Source organism: Tepidimonas sp. (genome assembly GCF_046292505.1).
In the GTDB taxonomy this organism is placed as follows: domain Bacteria; phylum Pseudomonadota; class Gammaproteobacteria; order Burkholderiales; family Burkholderiaceae_C; genus Tepidimonas.
Genome location: NZ_JBKBQX010000023.1, coordinates 12,340 through 30,142, shown reverse-complemented (window position 1 = coordinate 30,142; position 17,803 = coordinate 12,340). Strand labels below are relative to the sequence as shown.

Sequence of the window (17,803 nt, the reverse complement as noted above, 5' to 3'; positions counted from 1 at the left end):
CTTGGCTTTGATTTTGGTCAGGATGGCGTTGAAGTCGGTGGCCTTGTCATTGGTGAACTCGCGGTCCACGACCTCGCCACCGGCGGCCTTGACGCCCTTCTCGAACTCATCGGCCACACCCTGCCCGTAGGCGGTGCGGTCGTCGATGACGGCCACCTTCTTGGCGCCCAGCTTCTCGATGGCGTACTTGCCCAGCGTGCCGCCCAGGTGCGTGTCGTCGGCCACCAAGCGGAAAACGTTGTTGAAGCCCTGGCGGGTGTACTTGGGGTTGGTCGCGGACGGGGAGATTTGCGGAATGCCGGCCGCGTTGTACAGCTGCGACGCCGGGATGGTGGTGCCCGAGTTCAGGTGGCCGATCACGCCGTTGACCTTGGCGTCGACCAGCTTCTGCGCGGCAGCCGTGCCTTGCTTCGGATCCGCCGCATCGTCTTCGGCCAGCAGCTCGAACTTGACCGGCTTGCCTTCGATCTGGATGCCGGCGGCGTTGAGCTCGTCGATGGCCATGCGGGCGCCGTTTTCGTTGTCCTTGCCGAGGTGCGCGGCCGGGCCGCTGGTGGGGCCGACGTGGCCGATCTTGACGACCAGCTGCTCGACAGCCGGACCTTGCGCCGCGGCGGGCTTGGCTTCTTCCTTCTTGCCGCAGGCAGCCAGAGCGATGGCGGCAGCAGCGACGATGGCCAGTTTGTATTGCATTTGCATGGTGACCCTTGTCAGACGAAATGGTTAAACGGTTTGCGCAACACGGAACTTTTCGCGCAGGCCTTTACGATACACGAAAAACGTCAGGTCCTCGTCAGACGAGGGCGTCTGAAAGGGTCAATTGCGGGTTGACCCTAATGCATCGCCCAACGCTTCGCGGACATGATCCGCGATTTCATCGCGCAATGTCGCGGCAATCACCGCGGCGCCGGCGCCCGACTGCGCCAGCAGCCAGGCCTGCAGCGCATCCGCAATGCGCCACTCCAACTCGGGCAAAAAGCGTGCCATCACCCGGTCGGTGATCGTGTCCACCAGCGCCTCGGTCGGCAGGGCAGGTGCTGCGTCCAGGGTCGCCATCCCAGCGGTTGCCGCCGCCTCGGGTACCGAACGAGGCACCGGTGCGGATGGCACGGGCGGCACGAACGACGGCGCGGACGGCGCTGAGGCCGCAGTCACCGACATCCCCGCCACCACATCGGTGAGTGTGGGAACGACTGGCGGGGGCTGGCGACCCGGGGGTGTCACGCGTCCGCCCCTTCCGATGCCGGCGCTGACCGGCGAGCCCGATCATGCGCGACCGGACTCAGCCCCATTCCCTGATAGCGGCGCCAGCGCTGCCGCGCGGCGGCCTTGTCGGCCTCGTCGGACGAGACCACCTCCACCACGCGCGCAAACCGCACGCCGTCGGCCTCCAGCACGCCAGGCCATTCGGGCTGGGCATTCACGAGCACGCCGCGTTCGCCCGCCAGGGGATCGGCCGGCCCGGCAATCACGACGGGTGAGCGTTTGCGCAGCAGCTCGGCCGCGTCGGCACGGACATGGGGTACGAAGTCATCGACCGGCAGTGTCCACAGCGCCTCGTCGAGGCGCGCCACCTCGTCCGGCGCGACCACCACCCACACCCGCGCCCCCGCTGCATAGGCCTTGGCCAGCAGCCGGCAGAGGTAGGTGCTGCGCGCCGGCCAAGGCGCCGGCACGTTCAGGTGAAACGCCACGTCCATGGCGGCATTCAATCGGCCGTTCGCCGCCCGCGCTTGGACGGACGAGCCGAGCGGTCTGGGGGAATCTGGGCCTGCACCCGCGCCGCCTCATCGAGCAGATAGCGCACCAGCAGCGGGACGGGCCGCCCCGTGGCGCCTTTGTCCTTGCCGCTCTTCCAGGCGGTGCCGGCGATGTCCAGGTGGGCCCAAGGCACGTCCTTGACGAAGCGCTGCAGAAACTTGGCCGCAGTGACCGCGCCTGCCGCGCGACCGCCGACGTTGGCCACGTCCGCAAAGCTCGACTTCAGCGCCTCGCCGTACTCCTCGTCGAGCGGCATGCGCCAGCAGGGATCGGCCGCCGCATCGCCCGCGTCGAGCAAGGCGCGCGCCAGTTCGTCGTCGTTGGCGAACAGGCCCGAGCGCACCTGGCCCAACGCGATCACGCAGGCCCCAGTGAGTGTGGCGATGTCGATCACCGCGCGCGGCTCAAAGCGCTGCGCATAGGTCAGCGCGTCGCACAGGATCAACCGTCCCTCGGCATCGGTGTTCAGGATCTCGATGGTTTGACCGCTGAGGCTGCGCACGACGTCGCCCGGCTTGACCGCGCGGCCGCCGGGCATGTTTTCGCAGGCCGGGATCAGGCCCACGACGTTGAGGGCTGGGCGCAGATGGGCCAGCGCCTCGAATGTGCCCAGCACGCTGGCCGCGCCGCCCATGTCGAACTTCATTTCGTCCATGTCCGCCGCGGGCTTGAGCGAGATCCCCCCCGTGTCGAACGTGATCCCCTTGCCGACCAGCACCACCGGCGCGACCGACTTGTCCGCTCCCCGGTAGTGCAGGACGATGAAGCGCAGCGGCTGATCCGATCCCTGGGCCACGGCCAGAAAGGCGCCCATGCCGAGCTTGGCCACCTCTTTGGGGCCAAGCACCTGCACCGCAATACCCCGGCCCTGCGGGGCCTTGGCCGCCTCCGCCAAGTCCGACGGTGTGGCGTGGTTGGCGGGGCGATTGGCCCATTCCTTGGCCAGCTCCTGCCCGCGCACGGTGGCCACGGCCTCATCAAAGGTCGATTGCACCCCGTCCCGGTTCGCCACCCCGACGGTGACAGTGGACAGGGCACGCGGCTGCGGCTCGGACAGCGTGGTGGTGTAGCGATAGCTCGCATCGGCCACCGCCAGCACGGCAGCCCGCACGGCCAGCGGCGACAGCGCCCCCAGTTGCAGAACCAGCCGGCGCACCGGCGCCCCGCCCTTGAGGGCACCGACCGCCGCCGCAACCGCCTGCCGAACCCGGCGCACACTGCCATCGCCGCAGCGCACCAGAACGACGCGCCGCGGCCGCACACCGGGCAGTCGGTGGGCGGCCAGCCACTGGCCGGACTCGGCCTTCAAATCGCCCTCGGCCAGCGCCTGGCGCGCCCAGAGGGTCAGGGGGTCGGCCTGGGCGACATCCCCACCGTCACCGGCATCCGGCCACAGCAGGATCAGCGCATCGGCCTCGGTGGAAGCGGCTTCGTGCGCCGTGAGGGTCTTGAGTCGGAAGTCCATAATGCGGGCTGTCGTTTCGAACCACCGTCGATGTTATTCGAATCCTCGATCCGCCGCGAACTGGCGCGCAGCTTCGGTGCCGCGCTGGTCGTGATGCTGACCGTCGTCATCACCATGATGCTGGTGCGATCGCTCGGCCAGGCCAGCCGCGGCGAGGTGGACCCGCAGACACTCGTGCTGTTTCTGACCTACGGCATGCTCGGGCAACTGGGCCCCGTGCTGACCGTCGCGCTGTTCGTCGCGGTGGCCGGGACGCTGTCGCGCATGTACCGCGACAGCGAGATGGTGATCTGGCACATGGGCGGGCTGGGGCTCGGACGCTTCATCCGCCCCGTGGCCCGGTTTGCGTGGCCCATCTGGGTTGCGATCGCCGTCCTGATGGCCTTTGCCGCGCCGTGGGCGCAGCAGCAGCGCGACGAGATGCGCGCGCGCTACGAGCAGCGCGGCGACCTCGAGCGCATCACACCCGGACAGTTCCAGGAGTCCAGCGGCGGACGCCGGGTGTTTTTCATCGACCGCGACACGCAAAATGGCCGCGAGGGCCGCAATGTGTTCGTCGCCAGCGTCGAGCGCGACGGCAGCGAAAGCATCGTATCGGCCCGCGCGGGTCGCGTGGTGACGGTCGATGGGGTCACCTATTTGGTTCTGGAGGACGGCCAGCGCCTTTGGCGGCCGGCCCAGGACAGCCCAGAGGCGTTGCAGGTCAGCGAGTTCGAGCAGCACTGGGTACGGGTGCACGGCACCAGCGCCACGGCGGGGGATGCCAGCCGGCGCGGCGCGCTGCCGACCTGGGTGCTGCTGCGGGACGGGTCACCGGCCAGCCGTGGTGAGCTGGCGTGGCGGGCTGGCATGGTGATCAGCGCCATCAATCTGGCCCTGCTGGCCATCGCCGTCGCGGCCACCAACCCGCGCGCGGGCAAGAGCGGGAATCTGCTGTTCATGCTGCTGGCCTTCGTCACCTACTACAACCTGTTGAGCGTGGGCAACGACTGGATCGCCCGCGAACGCGTCGGCGCCCTGCCCTTCATGCTGGCGCTGCACGGCGGCGTGGCCCTGGGGGTGCTGCTGTGGATGGCGCACCGCGAACACCCCTGGACCCTGCGGCTGCGCCGCCGCGCGGAGGCGCCCGCGTGAAAACCGTCCGGCGGTTGATCCACGGCGAGGTGCTGGCCGCAGTGGCGTTCGTGCTGCTGGCCTTCTTGGCGCTGTTTTCGTTCTTCGACCTGATCGACGAACTGTCCTCCCTGGGCCGCCCGTCGCTGGTGCGGCCTGGGGATCAGTACGACATGGCCGACGCTCTGCTCTATGTCGGTCTGCTGCTGCCCAGCCGCGTGTACGAGCTGATGCCGATCGCGGTACTGATCGGGACGGTGTATGCCCTGGCCCGCCTGGCCCAGGGGTCGGAGTTCACGATTTTGCGCACCAGCGGCCTGGGGCCCGGGCGTGCCCTGCGGCTGGTGGCGGTACTGGGCGTGGGCTTCGCAGTGCTGACCTTTGCGGTGGGCGACTATCTGGCCCCGGCAGCGGAGCGCCAAGGCCAACTGCTCAAGGCGCAGTTTCGCGGGGGGATCAGCATCGGGCAGACCGGCGCCTGGCTGCGGGAGCGCACGCAGGACACGCACACCTCGGTAAATGTCCGGGCTCTCTCACCCGACGGCGAGTTGCGCGGCATCCGGCTGTTCGTCTTCGACGCCCATGGCCGGGTGCGGGAGACGGTACGGGCGGCGGCCGGCACCATCGACGCACAGACGGGCGCCTGGCACCTGCGGGAGGTGGAGCGCCAGCGGTTCGATGACGCGCAGCACACCCGCCGCGAAGCGCTGGCCACGCTCGACTGGCCCTCCTCCCTGAGTGCGGACATGCTCAACGTGGCCCTGCTCAAGCCCCAGCGCATGCGCACGCTGGACTTGTTCAACTATGTGCGGCACCTGGAGGCCAACGAACAGACGGCTCAGCGCTACGAGATCGAGTTCTGGCGCAAGCTCTTCTACCCGCTGAGCTGTGTGGTCATGGTGGTGCTGGCGCTGCCATTCGCCTATCTGCACTTCCGCAACCAGGGACTGTCGGCTTATGTGTTCGCGGGCATCATGATCGGCATCAGCTTCTTCCTGATCAACAGCGTGTTCGGCCACATCGGCAACCTGCACGGCTGGCAACCGTGGCTGGCCGCGGGGGCACCGTCGGCGCTGTACTCGCTGCTGTCGCTGGCGGCTTTCGGCTGGCTGGTGCTGCGCCGCTGACGCGTCGGGGGTCTCGCATGAACCTGCATCAGTTTCGCTTCGTGCAAGAGGCCGTGCGCCGCAACCTCAACCTGACCGAGGCGGCCAAGGCCCTGCACACGTCGCAGCCGGGTGTCTCCAAGGCCATCCTGGAGCTGGAGGACGAACTCGGCATCGACATCTTCGCGCGCCACGGCAAGCGCATCAAGCGCCTGACCGAGCCCGGCCGGCAGGTCGTGCGCAGCATCGAAATCATCCTGCGCGAGGTGCAAAACCTCAAACGCATTGGCGAGCACTACGCCGCCCAAGACAGCGGCACGCTGTCCATCGCCACCACGCACACCCAGGCGCGCTATGTGCTGCCCGCACCCGTGGCGCGGCTGCGGCAGGCCTATCCCAAGGTCAGCATCAGCCTGCATCAGGGCTCACCCGATCAGGTGGCGCGCCTGGTGCTCGAAGACGGCGCCGACATCGGGATTGCGACGGAGTCGCTGTCGCACTACGACGATCTGGTCACCCTGCCCTGCTACGAGTGGCAGCACGTGCTGGTGCTGCCCCCGGGCCACCCCCTGCTGGAGCGCGAGCGCATCGGGCTGGAGGATCTGGTCGCGCAGCCACTCATCACCTACCACCCGACCTTCACCGGGCGCACACGCATCGACCAAGCCTTCGCGCAACGCGGTCTGGCGCCCCAGATCGTGTTGGAAGCCATCGACTCCGACGTCATCAAGACCTACGTCAAGCTCGGCATGGGCGTGGGCATCGTGGCCGAAATGGCGGTCCAGGGCGAGGAGCGCACGCCGGATCTGGTGGCCCGGCCGGCCGGTCATCTGTTCGGCCAGAACGTGGCACGGGTGGCGTTCAAGCGTGGCGCGTACCTGCGCCAGTTCGTGCTGCGTTTTGCCGAGTTTCTCAGCGACCGCCTCTCGCGCGACCTCATCCTGCGCGCGATGGAAGGCGGCGGCCACGACTACCAACTGTGACGCCACCGACCATGCACGCCCCGCTTGCCCCCCAGCCCGCCCGCACGCCCTCTCTGACCAGCCGGCTGCCCCACGTCGGCACGACCATCTTCACCATCATGTCCGCCCTGGCGCAGGAAACCGGCGCCGTCAACCTGGGACAGGGCTTTCCGGACTTCGATTGCGACCCTCGGCTGCCCCAGGCCGTGACCGCAGCCATGCACGACGGGCACAACCAGTACCCGCCGATGGCCGGCGTGCCGGCATTGCGCGAGGGGATCGCGCGCAAGGTCGAGTCGCTGTACGGCCGCCGTTACGACCCGGGCACCGAAATCACGGTGACGGCCGGCGCCACGCAGGCCATCCTGACCGCCATCCTGGCGCTGGTCCACCCCGGGGACGAGGTCATCGTGCTGGAGCCATGCTACGACAGCTATGTGCCGAACATCGAGCTGGCCGGTGGCACGGTGGTGCGCGTGCCGCTCGTGCCGGGCACCTTCCGCCCGGATTTCGACCGCCTGGCCGCCGCCCTGACCCCACGCACACGCGCCATCCTGGTCAACACCCCGCACAACCCCAGCGGGACGGTCTGGAGCACCGTCGACCTGCAGCGCCTGTACGATCTGGTGGCCGGCACGGACGTCTGGCTGATCGGTGACGAGGTCTATGAGCACATGGTTTATGACGGCCAGACGCACCAGAGTCTGGCCACGCACCCCGGACTGGCGGCGCGCGCACTGATCGTCAGCAGCTTTGGCAAGACCTACCATGTGACCGGCTGGAAGGTCGGCTATGTGCTGGCCCCGGCGGCGCTGATGGCCGAGTTCCGCAAGGTGCACCAGTTCAACGTCTTTACGGTCAACACGCCGATGCAGCACGGGCTGGCGGCCTATCTGGCCGACCCCGCCCCTTACCTGGGCCTCAGCGCCTTCTACCAGGCCAAGCGCGACCGCTTCCGCGCCGGGCTGGCGCGCACCCGGTTCCGCCTGTTGCCGTGCGAGGGCACCTACTTCCAGTGCGTGGACTATAGCGCGCTGGCCGTCCCCGAGCGCGACCTGCCAGAGGCTGCTTTCTGCGAATGGCTGACGCGCGAGGTCGGCGTGGCCGCGATCCCGCTGTCGGCCTTTTATGGCGACGGGTTCGATCAGCGGGTGGTGCGCTTTTGCTTCGCCAAGCGCGACGCCACGCTGGACACCGCACTGGAGCGGCTGGCGCGGCTGTGACGGGGCCGGCCCCGTCAGCCAATCTGCGCCCAGACCTTGTCCAGTCGCTTGAGGCTGACCGGGTACGGGGTCCGCAGCTCCTGCGCGAACAGGCTGACGCGCAGTTCCTCGAGCATCCAGCGCAGCTCCTGCAGGCGCTCGTCGAGCTGGCCCTTGCGTTCGGCCACCAGACGCCAGAAGCGCTGCTCGTGCGGGCGCAGCTCACCCAGTCGCGCGGCGTCGCGCGCGGGATCGGCGCGGCATTTGTCCAGCCGCAACTGCACCGCCTTCAGATAGCGCGGCAGATGGGTCAGCGCCTCCCACGGGGTGTCGTGCAAAAACCGCTTGCCCACCAGCCGCTGAAGGTGCTGCTGCTCGTCGGCCGCCGTGACGGCCGGGGGCTTGCCGTCGCGCAACTTGCGCTGGGCGGCGGCCCACTCGGTCAACACCTGTGCGGCCAGCCGCGCGACCTCGTGGGCGATCAGCACCAGCCGCCCGCGGCCCTCCTGCAAGCGGCGCTCGAAGGACTCGCCATCGTGTGGCAACGGCGCCTGCAGAAAGGCACGCTCGATGGCCAGCTCCACGATCTGGGTGCGCAACTCCTCCTGCGTGCCCAGCGGCATGTACTGCACGGCCATCTTCTGCAAATCGGGCAGGTTTTTGTCCAGCGCCTTGAGCGTGTCGCGCAATTGCAGCGCGAACAGACGGCGCAGCCCCTGGCGATGGTGGCGCGCGGCCAGTTCGGGCTCGTCGTAGACGGCCAGCGTCACCGCGTCGCCCGCGTCCAGCAGCGCCGGATAGCCGATCAGCGTCTGGCGGCCCTGGCGGATTTCCATCATCTCGGGCCAGGGGCCGAAGGTCCAGCGGGTGTGGCGGGTGCTGGCGTCGGGCAGATCCGGCGCCGTGGGCGACGCCGGGCGCTCGGGGATGCGCTCGGTCATGGTCTGGGCGACAGCCGGACCCGAGGGCTGGGAGGCTGGCGGTAGGGCGGACTCAGGCGCGACGGCGGTGCCGAGTTTGAGCGCCGCGAGCGCCTGGAAGGCGCCCCGCGCCTGCCCCCCCCACTCCGCCTTGAGGGCCGACAGGTTGCGCCCCATGGCGAGCTGACGGCCGTGCTCGTCCACGACCCGAATGTTCAAAAACAAATGCGCCGGCACCGTCTCGAGCTTGAAGTCGGTGCGCTGCACGACCAGCCCCGTGCGCTCGCGCACAGCGGCCAACACCGCGTCGAGCAGGCTGCCCTGGGCCCAGCGCGCGGGCGCGAGCAGCGCCTCGCTCAGGCTCTGGGCCGTCTCGGGCAGCGGCACCAGCCGCGCACGGGGCTTTTGCGGCAGGCTCTTGAGCAAGGCCAGCACCTTGTCGCGCAGCATCCCGGGCACCAGCCACTCGGCGCGCTCGGCCGACACCTGGTTGAGGGCGAACAGGGGCACATCCACCGTCACGCCGTCGCGCGGATCGCCCAGCTCGTGCAGGTAGTGCGCCCGGCAATCCACCCCGCCCAGGCGCACCACGGGCGGGAAGGCCTGCGTGGTGATACCCGCCGCCTCGTGGCGCATCAGCTCGTCGCGGCTGAGCATCAGCAACCGCGGTTGGGTGCGCGACGCCTCGCGCCACCAGCGCTCCAGGTCGCGGCCCGTGCAGATGCCGGCGGGGATCTGGCTGTCGTAAAAAGCGTAGATCAGCGCGTCGTCCACCAACACATCCTGGCGCCGAGACTTGTGCTCCAGCGCCTGCACCTCGCGCAGCACGCGCCGGTTGTGCGACCAGAAGGGCAGCCGGGTGTCCCAGGTGTCCTCGGTCAGCCCGGCGACCAGCGCCTCGCGGATGAAGACCTCGCGCGCGGCCGCGGGGTCGATGCGGCCATACGACACGCGGCGCTGGCTATATACCGTCAGCCCGTAGAGGGTGCCGCGTTCGTGGGCGACGACCTCGGCGCTGCGCTTTTCCCAGTGGGGATCGCCCACTTGGCGCTTGATCAGATGCGCCCCCACCTGCTCCAGCCACTGCGGCTCGATCGTGGCCAGCCCGCGGCCGTACAGGCGCGTGGTTTCCACCAGCTCGGCGCAGAGGATCCAGCGACCGGGACGCTTTTTCAGGCGCACTCCCGGGTGCGGCACGAACTTGATGCCGCGCGCGCCCAGATAGACGTCCTCCGTCTCGTGCTTGCAGCCCACGTTGCCCAGCAGCCCCGCGAGCAGGCTCAGGTGGATCTGCTCGTAGGTGGCGGGCTGGGTGTTGGGCTTCCAGCCGTGCTCCGCGGCCACGGTGTGCAGTTGCTGGTGAATGTCGCGCCATTCGCGCAGGCGGCGCAGGTGGATGAAGCGCTCGCGCAGCAGCGCCTCGTATTGCCGATTGGACAGACGGTGCGTGGGGGCCTCACCCGGCGCGTGCACGCCACCGCGCGCCTTCTCCAGCCAGTCCCAGAGCTTGAGGATGCCCACGAATTCGCTGCGCTCGTCGTCGAAGGCGGCGTGCGCCTGGTCGGCCTTGGCCTGCGCCTCCAGCGGCCGCTCACGAACGTCCTGCACGCTCAGGGCGCTGGCGATGACCAGCACCTCTGCCAAGGCCCCGCGGTCACGCGCCGCCAGGATCATGCGCCCCACCCGCGGGTCCAACGGTAGGCGGGCCAGCTCTCGCCCCAAGGGGGTCAGCGCCAGACCGTCGTCCAGCGCGCCGAGCTCCTGCAGCAATTGGTAGCCGTCGGTGATGGCACGGCGCGACGGCGCTTCCAGAAACGGAAACGCCTCCACATCGCCCAATCCCAGCGATTTCATGCGCAGAATGACGCCGGCGAGCGACGAGCGCAAGATTTCCGGGTCGGTGTAGCGCGGCCGCGCAGCGAAGTCCCGCTCATCGAACAGGCGGATGCAGATGCCCTCGGCGACGCGGCCGCAGCGGCCGGCGCGCTGGTTGGCCGCCGCCTGGCTGATCGGCTCCACCAGCAGCTGCTCGACCTTGCTGCGCAGGCTGTAGCGCTTGACGCGCGCCAGCCCGGAGTCGATCACGTAGCGGATGCCGGGCACCGTCAGCGAGGTCTCGGCCACGTTGGTGGCCAGCACGATGCGCCTCGCCCCGCTGGGGTGGAAGATGCGGTTTTGTTCCGCCGCGCTCAGGCGCGCGTAGAGCGGCAGCACCTCGGTGCCGCGCAGCGCCGGCTGGTGGCTCAGGTGGCGGCGCAGGTGGTCGGCGGCGTCGCGGATCTCGCGCTCGCCGGGCAAAAAGACCAGGATGTCGCCGTCGTGCGCCCCGCCGCGCCACAGCTCGTCCACCGCATCGGCGATCGCCTCGTCCAGGCCATGGTCACGGCTTTCCTCGAACGGGCGCCAGCGGATTTCCACCGGGTAGGTGCGGCCGCTGACGTGAATGACCGGGGCCGGCCCGGCCGCCGTGGCAAAGTGCTGCGCGAAGCGCTCCGCATCGATCGTCGCCGAGGTGATGATGAGCTTCAGATCCGGGCGCTTGGGCAGCAGCTGCTTCAGGTAGCCGAGCAGGAAGTCGATGTTCAAGCTGCGCTCGTGCGCCTCGTCGATGATCAGCGTGTCGTAGGCGCGCAGCAGCGGGTCGCGCTGCGTCTCGGCGAGCAAGATGCCGTCGGTCATCAGCTTGATCGCGGCGCCCGGCTGCAGCCGGTCGTGGAAGCGGATCTGGTAGCCGACCAGTTCGCCCAGCTCGGTCTGCGTCTCCTCCGCGATGCGCGCCGCCACCGAGGTCGCGGCCAGGCGCCGCGGCTGCGTGTGGCCGATCAGCGGACGGCGGCGACGCGGCTGCCCCTCCCCCGCGCGCCAGTCCACGCCTCCGCCACGGCCCATCGCCAGCGCGATCTTGGGCAACTGCGTCGTCTTGCCCGAGCCCGTCTCCCCGCAGACGATGACGACCGGATGCGCGCGCAGCGCGGCCTCGATCTCGTCGCGCCGGGCGGACACCGGCAGCGATTCCGGAAACGCGATCACCGGCGCCCGCGCCGGCTGGTGGCACACTTCGTTTTGCGGCATGACCGCGCGATTATCCCGATCCCGACCGCCCTCCACGCCGCCGCCAGCGGCCGCCCGTTGCCCACCCGATGTCCACCGTCTTCAATTTCACCTTCGTGCCCTGGTTCCGGTCGGTGGCACCGTACATCCACAAATTCCGGAACCAGACCTTCGTGGTCGGCGTGCCGGGCGAGGCCATCGCCGCCGGCAAGCTGCCCAACCTGGTGCAGGACCTCGCACTCATTCAGAGCATGGGCGTGCGCATCGTGCTGGTGCACGGCTTTCGCCCCCAGGTCAACGAGCAGTTGCGCGCCAAGGGGCACGAAGCCCGCTACCACCGCGGCATCCGCATCACCGACTCGGTGGCGCTGGACAGCGCACAAGAGGCTGCCGGCCAACTGCGTTACGAGATCGAGGCTGCCTTCAGCATGGGTCTGCCCAACACGCCCATGGCGGGCGCCACGGTGCGCGTCATCTCGGGCAACTTCATCACCGCGCGGCCAGTGGGCATCGTCGACGGCATCGACTTTCAGCACTCCGGGCTGGTGCGCAAAGTGGATGCGGTCGGCATCGTGCGCGCGCTGGACATGGGGGCGCTGGTGCTGCTGTCGCCCTTCGGCTTTTCGCCCACGGGCGAGGCGTTCAACCTCAGCATGGAGGAGGTGGCCACCAGTGTCGCGGTGGCGCTGCAGGCCGACAAGCTCATCTTCGTCACCGAGGTCCCCGGCATCCGCGTACGGCCCTTCGATCCGCCGGGCGACGACAACCCCATCGACACCGAACTGCCACTGGCCGACGCCGAGCGCATCCTGGCCGAGGGGCCGCAGCCGGCGCAGCCCACCGACCCGGGCTTTTACCTGCAGTATTGCGTGCGAGCCTGCAAGGGGGGGGTGGAGCGCAGCCACATCATCCCCTTTGCCGTGGACGGCTCACTGCTGCTGGAGGTGTATGTGCACGACGGCATCGGCACCATGGTCGTGGACGAGAAGCTGGAGAGCCTGCGCGAGGCCAACGCCGACGACGTCGGCGGCATCCTGCAACTGATCGAGCCATTCGAGAAAGACGGCACGCTGGTCAAGCGCAGCCGCACCGAGATCGAGCGCGACATCGCCAACTACACCATCATCGAGCACGATGGCGTGATCTTTGGCTGCGCGGCGCTCTACCCCTACCCCGAGGCGCGCACCGGCGAGATGGCCTCGCTCACCGTCTCGCCGCAAGCGCAGGGCCAGGGCGACGGCGAAAAGCTGCTCAAGCGCATCGAGCAGCGCGCGCGGCTGATGGGGCTGGAGAGCATCTTCGTGCTCACCACCCGCACCATGCACTGGTTCCTCAAACGGGGCTTTCAGCCCGTGCCACCCGATTGGCTGCCCGAGGCGCGCAAGCGCAAATACAACTGGGACCGGCGCAGCCAGGTGCTGGTCAAACGCCTGAGCTGAGCCCAAACCCATCCATCACATGACGCGGTGCGGCCCGCCGCGAGCGGCTTCATCCTGGCGCGTTTTCCACAGCGAGTACAGCACGCCCCCGGCGATCAGGCCGAAGGTCACCGACAGCGACACCACCGCCGGGATCTTGCCCAGGATGCCGACCAGGAAAATCTTGGCCCCGATGAACACCAGCACCAGCGCCAGCGCGTACTTGAGGTAGTAGAAGCGGTGGATCATGGCCGCCAGCGCAAAGTACAGCGCCCGCAGGCCCAGGATCGCAAAGATGTTGCTGGTGTAGACGATGAACGGGTCGGTGGTGATGGCAAAGATGGCCGGCACCGAATCGACGGCGAAGATCAGGTCGGCCGTCTCCACCAGCACCAGCGCAAGCAACAGCGGCGTCGCCCACAGCACGGGCTGCCCCGTCGCGGGGTGCGGCTCGCCTACCACGAAAGCGTTGCCGCGCAGGCCCTCCGTCACGCGCATGCGCCGGCGCAGAAACTTCAGCAACGGGTTGTGGGCGATATCCGGCTCCTCATCCGCCGCAAACCACATCTTCACACCCGTGATGACCAAAAAGCCGCCGAACACATACAGAATCCACGCGAACTCCCGGACCAGCACCGCGCCCAGACCGATCATCAGGGCGCGCAGGACGATCACGCCCAAAATGCCCCAGAACAGCACCCGGTGCTGGTACAGGCGCGGAATGCCCAGAAAACCAAAGATCAGCGCGATCACGAAGACGTTGTCCATCGACAGCGACTTCTCGATGAGAAAACCGGTGTAGTACGCCATGCCGCTGTCGGCGCCCAGGTACCACCACACCCAGGTGCCGAACAGCAGGCCCGCGGTGATGTAGCCCGCCGACAGCAGCAGGCTTTCGCGCACGCCGATCTCGCGCTGCTCGCGGTGCAAAACGCCCAGGTCAAAGACCAGCAGGGCGATGACGACGCCGATGAACACCGCCCAGATCCAGGCGGGTTTGCCCATGAAATCGGCGGCCCCAAAAGCAAGCAAAGCGTCCATGCGGTGATCGGATATCCCTCGGAAGCCGCGATGATGCGGACGCCGACATCCGAAAAAAATACCGATGACACGGATAATCGGTTCGAAAAACTCGAAACGTCCGATGCTCAACTACCGCCACCTGTACTACTTTTGGATGGTCGCGCGCGAGGGCGGCTTTGCCCGCGCGGCCGAGCGCCTGGACATGGCGGTGCAGACGGTCAGTGCCCAGGTGCGCGAGCTGGAACGGGCGCTGGGGCACCAGCTCCTGCGTCCGGCCGGCCGCACCGTGGCCCTGACCGACGCCGGCCGGGCCGCCTTCGCGCGGGCGGACGAGATCTTTCGCATCGGCAGCACCCTGCCCCAGGCCGTGCGCGAGGCGGCCAGCCGCCCAGCGCTGCGCCTGGCCGTAGGCCTGTCGGACGGGCTGTCCAAACTGGCAGCCCATGCGTTGTTGCAACCGCTGCTGGACGCACCGGACCTGCACCTCGTCTGCCACGAGGGTGAGCCGGCGGCCTTGCTCGCGGAGTTGGCGCTGCACCGCCTGGACCTGGTGCTGACCGGCCAGCCCGCCACGCCGCTGCCCACCTTTGCCGTGGACAGCGAGCGCCTGGCCAGCTCGCCCGTGGACTGGTACGGACCGGCGACACTGGTCACGCCCGACACCCGGCGCGGCTTTCCCCAGACGTTGGAGGAACTGCCCGTGCTGCTGCCGACCGCGCATTCGCCCCTACGCCCGTTGCTGGACCGCTGGCTGGATGAGCACGGGCTATGCCCCCGCGTGGCCGGAGAGTTCGAGGACAGCGCCCTGATGGCCGTGTTTGCCGCACGCGGCCTGGGGGTCTTCCCCGCCAGCCGCCTGGGCCTGGACAGCGATGGGCCGCTGCCGGGACTGCTGCCGCTGGGGGCGTGCGAGGGCGTGCGGGAAGACATCCACGCCATCCTGAGCCGGCGCATGCGCCAGCACCCGCTGGTGCGACGGCTGCTGCAGCACGCCGCCACGCCCCCGTGACGGCAGCCACCAAAAAACGAAACCGCCCTGGGCGGGCGGTTCGGTGGCAGCCGGGTCATGGCCCGGCTTGCCCAATCGCTCAGGCGCCGACTCGTGTGTCGGCGCGCGAGGACCTCACTGCTTCTGCTCGGCCGGCTTTTGCTCGCCAGCGGGCTGCTGCGCAGGTTGCTGGGCTTGGTCGCCAGCGGGCTGCTGGGCGGGCTGCTGCGCATTGTCGGCCGGCGCCGCAGCGGGGGCCGGGGCCGGAGCGGCCGCCGGGGCGGGCGCGGGCGCCGGGGCTTCTTCCTTCTTGCCGCAGGCAGCCAGGCTGGCGGCGGCGATCAAAGCAGCGATCAGAGCGGTCTTGTTCATGTGAGGTCGATTCCGAATCGGGGGGACACCGGGAGTCCGTGTTGCACAACCGTCGCCCCGCCGGCACGGGGACGACCTGTGGTCCGTGTGCACCAACCGGCAAGCGGCCGTGCACCAAACGGGTTCATTATGGAACCAACCTAGGGTTTACCCTTGTAAGCAATCGTAACGTTTGCTACCGAAGTTGTCTGCCGTCCCCATCAGGCTGCTGCATGCAGCCAGCCGGCCTCGAACCACTGCGCCAGCACGGCACGGGCATCGTCGCTGGCGCGCCGCACCTCGTCGGCCGACAGTTCGCGCGCATCGGCCAGCCGGCGCATCAAGCGGGCGTCGCGTCCGCGCGCGATCAGCGCCTCGCCGTTGATGAAGACATGGTGCTCGTCGTACGCCATGCGGGTGCGCCGATCCAGCACCACTGCGCCTGGCGTCCATGGGACTTCGGCCGGCTCGAACCACACGCGCGGTTTGGGTTCGGTCAACACCTCGCCCAGGGCGCAGGCCAGCGCCCGCTCATCCGCCACCAGGCGCTGCAGCCCCTCGCGCGCAAAGGCCTGCAGGGCCGCCGGGATGCGCGCGGGCTCGGTCGTTGCAGGCTGGCGGGGGTCGCGGTACAGGGCCTCGTCCTCATGTTCGTCGGCCAGCCGCTGCACCAGCTCGGCGGCCAGCCCTCCGCGCTGCGGCACCCGGAATCCGATGGAATAGGTCATGCAGTCGTCGCCCTCGGCCACCCCGTCGTGGGCCCAGCGCGGCGGCAGATAGAGCATGTCACCCGGCTCCAGCACCCACTCCTGTTCGGGCTCGAAGCGCTGCAGAATCTTGCACGGCAGATCGGGCCGCAGCGCCAGATCCCGCTGCCGGCCGATGCGCCAGCGGCGCCGCCCGCTGGCCTGCAGCAAAAAGACGTCGTAACTGTCGTAGTGCGGCCCCACGCCGCCGCCGTCGCTGGCCCAGGAGATCATCACATCGTCCAGCCGGACGTCGGGCACGAAGCGAAACCGCTGCATCAGCGCATGCACCCCGTCGTGGTGCAGATCCACGCCCTGCACCAACAGGGTCCAGCCCGGGCGCCGCAGCGGCGGCAGCGCGCGCTCGCCCCGCCGCGCGCGGGGATCGAACGGCCCATGCCGCAGCCGCCAGGTCTGCGCCGCGTCCTCGGCATCGGGGTGTTGTTCGATCACGCGCGACTCCACGTCCTCGCGCGCAGCCAGCGCAAACAGCTCGGCACGCGACAGCAGCGGGCCAAAGCCCGCCACCGCCTGTCGGATCAACAGGGGGCGGCGCTGCCAGTGACGCCGCATGAACTGCTCCGGCGTCAGCCCACCGAGCAGGGGGGTCGGCTCGGTCGGCAGGGGCCGGGGGAACGCAAAGGCGCTGGAGGGAGGGGGTTGTCTCATGGGACAATTGTCCGATGAAAATCGCACCCCCCTGCGTGGCCAGCCTGAGCTGGACCCTGAAGGACACCTTGGGCGACGTGCTCGACGCCTCGGACGAGCCGGTGGAGTTTTTGGTCGGCGGCCGCGACCTGCTGGCCAGCATCGAGCAGGCCCTGGTCGGCCGCGGTCCGGGCGACCGTGTGGAGCTGCACCTGGAGCCGAAGGACGCCTTTGGCGACTTCGACGACCAGCTGATCTATCTGGAGCCGCGCTCGGCCTTCCCGGCAGAGCTGGAGGTGGGCATGGCCTTCGAGGGGCTGCCCCCGGGCTGCACGCCGCAAGCGCCGCGCGACCGGCTCTATTTCGTCAGCGAAATCTACCCCGAGCACGTGGTGCTGGACGCCAACCACCCGCTGGCCGGCATGGCCCTACGGCTGTCGCTGCGGGTGCACGATGTGCGGGAAGCGACGGTGGACGAGGTCGGCCGCGGCAGCACCGGCACAGGCTTTTTCCAGGTGCAGGTGCGCGACTGACGGCGCAATCCACTGCGCGATCGACCGTCCCGGTCGCCCCGGGTGCGGAATGCGGGCGCATCACGCGCGGCCGGTGGAGCCGTATCCGCCCTCGCCGCGCGCCGTCGCTTCGGCAAACGCCTCGACGACACGAAACTGCGCCTGCACCACCGGCACGATCACGAGCTGCGCGATGCGCTCCAGCGGCTCGATGGTGAAGGGCACGGGGCTGCGGTTCCAGGCACTGACCATGAGCTGCCCCTGGTAGTCGCTGTCGATCAGCCCGACCAGATTGCCCAGCACCAGACCGTGTTTGTGGCCCAGACCCGAGCGCGGCAGGATCAGCGCCGCATAGCCGGGGTCGGCCAAATGGATGGCCAGCCCCGTGGGCACCAGTTGCCACGCGTTGGGCGCCAGCGTCAGCGGGGCATCCAGACAAGCGCGCAGGTCCAGACCGGCACTGCCCGGCGTGGCGTAGGCGGGCGGCTGCGCCTTGAGCCGCTCGTCCAAAATCCTCAGGTCGACCTCCATGGACAA

At 69.0% G+C, this 17,803-nt stretch carries 16 protein-coding genes; 7 read left to right on the top strand and 9 right to left on the bottom strand.

Translation table 11 applies throughout. The annotated features are described in order from the left end of the window. From ACK4TH_RS09535 to ACK4TH_RS09520, 4 genes are all read right to left on the bottom strand, one after another. The coding region (locus tag ACK4TH_RS09535) for a branched-chain amino acid ABC transporter substrate-binding protein (RefSeq protein WP_409625626.1) at positions 1-693 on the bottom strand (693 nt) is incomplete at its 3' end. Between the two features lie 123 nt (positions 694-816). Further along, positions 817-1,056, bottom strand: coding sequence for a hypothetical protein (locus ACK4TH_RS09530; protein ID WP_409625620.1), 240 nt, complete (start codon positions 1,054-1,056; stop codon positions 817-819). 164 nt (positions 1,057-1,220) lie between these two features. Then, positions 1,221-1,700: a DNA polymerase III subunit chi gene (locus ACK4TH_RS09525; protein WP_409625617.1), complete on the bottom strand. Its 480-nt coding sequence runs from the start codon at positions 1,698-1,700 to the stop codon at positions 1,221-1,223. Between the two features lie 8 nt (positions 1,701-1,708). Beyond that, positions 1,709-3,226 (bottom strand): leucyl aminopeptidase, encoded by a 1,518-nt coding sequence (locus tag ACK4TH_RS09520; RefSeq protein WP_409625614.1) that lies wholly within the window; start codon positions 3,224-3,226, stop codon positions 1,709-1,711. A gap of 30 nt (positions 3,227-3,256) precedes the next feature. On the opposite strand from ACK4TH_RS09520, the gene lptF reads away from it, so the two are divergent. The 4 genes from lptF to ACK4TH_RS09500 are packed head-to-tail and all read left to right on the top strand — an operon-like array spanning position 3,257 to position 7,630. Then, positions 3,257-4,360 (top strand): LPS export ABC transporter permease LptF, encoded by a 1,104-nt coding sequence (gene lptF / locus ACK4TH_RS09515; protein WP_409625611.1) that lies wholly within the window; start codon positions 3,257-3,259, stop codon positions 4,358-4,360. Further along, positions 4,357-5,466 carry an LPS export ABC transporter permease LptG gene (gene lptG / locus ACK4TH_RS09510; protein ID WP_409625608.1) on the top strand — a complete coding sequence of 370 codons (1,110 nt, stop codon included), beginning with the start codon at positions 4,357-4,359 and terminating at the stop codon, positions 5,464-5,466. The genes lptF and lptG overlap by 4 nt, the downstream gene beginning before the upstream one ends. A gap of 17 nt (positions 5,467-5,483) precedes the next feature. After that, positions 5,484-6,428 (top strand): CysB family HTH-type transcriptional regulator, encoded by a 945-nt coding sequence (locus ACK4TH_RS09505; protein WP_409625605.1) that lies wholly within the window; start codon positions 5,484-5,486, stop codon positions 6,426-6,428. 11 nt (positions 6,429-6,439) lie between these two features. Then, a complete protein-coding gene (locus ACK4TH_RS09500; RefSeq protein ID WP_409625602.1) occupies positions 6,440-7,630 on the top strand; it encodes a pyridoxal phosphate-dependent aminotransferase in 1,191 nt (396 codons plus the stop codon). A gap of 14 nt (positions 7,631-7,644) precedes the next feature. On the opposite strand, the gene hrpA is transcribed toward ACK4TH_RS09500, so the two are convergent. Beyond that, complete coding sequence (gene hrpA, locus ACK4TH_RS09495; RefSeq protein WP_409625599.1) at positions 7,645-11,601, bottom strand: ATP-dependent RNA helicase HrpA; 3,957 nt, start codon at positions 11,599-11,601, stop codon at positions 7,645-7,647. 68 nt (positions 11,602-11,669) lie between these two features. Between hrpA and argA the strand changes: the two genes are divergently transcribed. Further along, entirely contained in the window at positions 11,670-13,019 is a 1,350-nt protein-coding gene (gene argA / locus ACK4TH_RS09490) for an amino-acid N-acetyltransferase (RefSeq protein ID WP_409625596.1), read from the top strand. A gap of 15 nt (positions 13,020-13,034) precedes the next feature. On the opposite strand, the gene ACK4TH_RS09485 is transcribed toward argA, so the two are convergent. Further along, positions 13,035-14,039, bottom strand: a complete 1,005-nt coding sequence (locus ACK4TH_RS09485) for a TerC family protein (RefSeq protein ID WP_409625593.1) — start codon at positions 14,037-14,039, stop codon at positions 13,035-13,037. A 103-nt stretch (positions 14,040-14,142) separates the two neighbouring features. Here ACK4TH_RS09485 and ACK4TH_RS09480 point away from each other — a divergent pair, with 103 nt between their 5' ends. Beyond that, complete coding sequence (locus ACK4TH_RS09480) at positions 14,143-15,030, top strand: LysR family transcriptional regulator (protein ID WP_409625590.1); 888 nt, start codon at positions 14,143-14,145, stop codon at positions 15,028-15,030. Positions 15,031-15,144: 114 nt separating this feature from the next. On the opposite strand, the gene ACK4TH_RS09475 is transcribed toward ACK4TH_RS09480, so the two are convergent. Continuing rightward, positions 15,145-15,381: a hypothetical protein gene (locus ACK4TH_RS09475; protein ID WP_409625587.1), complete on the bottom strand. Its 237-nt coding sequence runs from the start codon at positions 15,379-15,381 to the stop codon at positions 15,145-15,147. 200 nt (positions 15,382-15,581) lie between these two features. Further along, the gene (locus ACK4TH_RS09470; RefSeq protein WP_409625584.1) at positions 15,582-16,775 is read right to left on the bottom strand and encodes a JmjC domain-containing protein; all 1,194 of its coding nucleotides are present in this window, start codon (positions 16,773-16,775) and stop codon (positions 15,582-15,584) included. Positions 16,776-16,789: 14 nt separating this feature from the next. Here ACK4TH_RS09470 and ACK4TH_RS09465 point away from each other — a divergent pair, with 14 nt between their 5' ends. Then, positions 16,790-17,287, top strand: coding sequence for a peptidylprolyl isomerase (locus ACK4TH_RS09465; protein WP_409625581.1), 498 nt, complete (start codon positions 16,790-16,792; stop codon positions 17,285-17,287). A gap of 60 nt (positions 17,288-17,347) precedes the next feature. On the opposite strand, the gene dut is transcribed toward ACK4TH_RS09465, so the two are convergent. Then, positions 17,348-17,797, bottom strand: a complete 450-nt coding sequence (dut, locus tag ACK4TH_RS09460) for a dUTP diphosphatase (RefSeq protein ID WP_409625578.1) — start codon at positions 17,795-17,797, stop codon at positions 17,348-17,350. Positions 17,798-17,803: the final 6 nt, after the last annotated feature.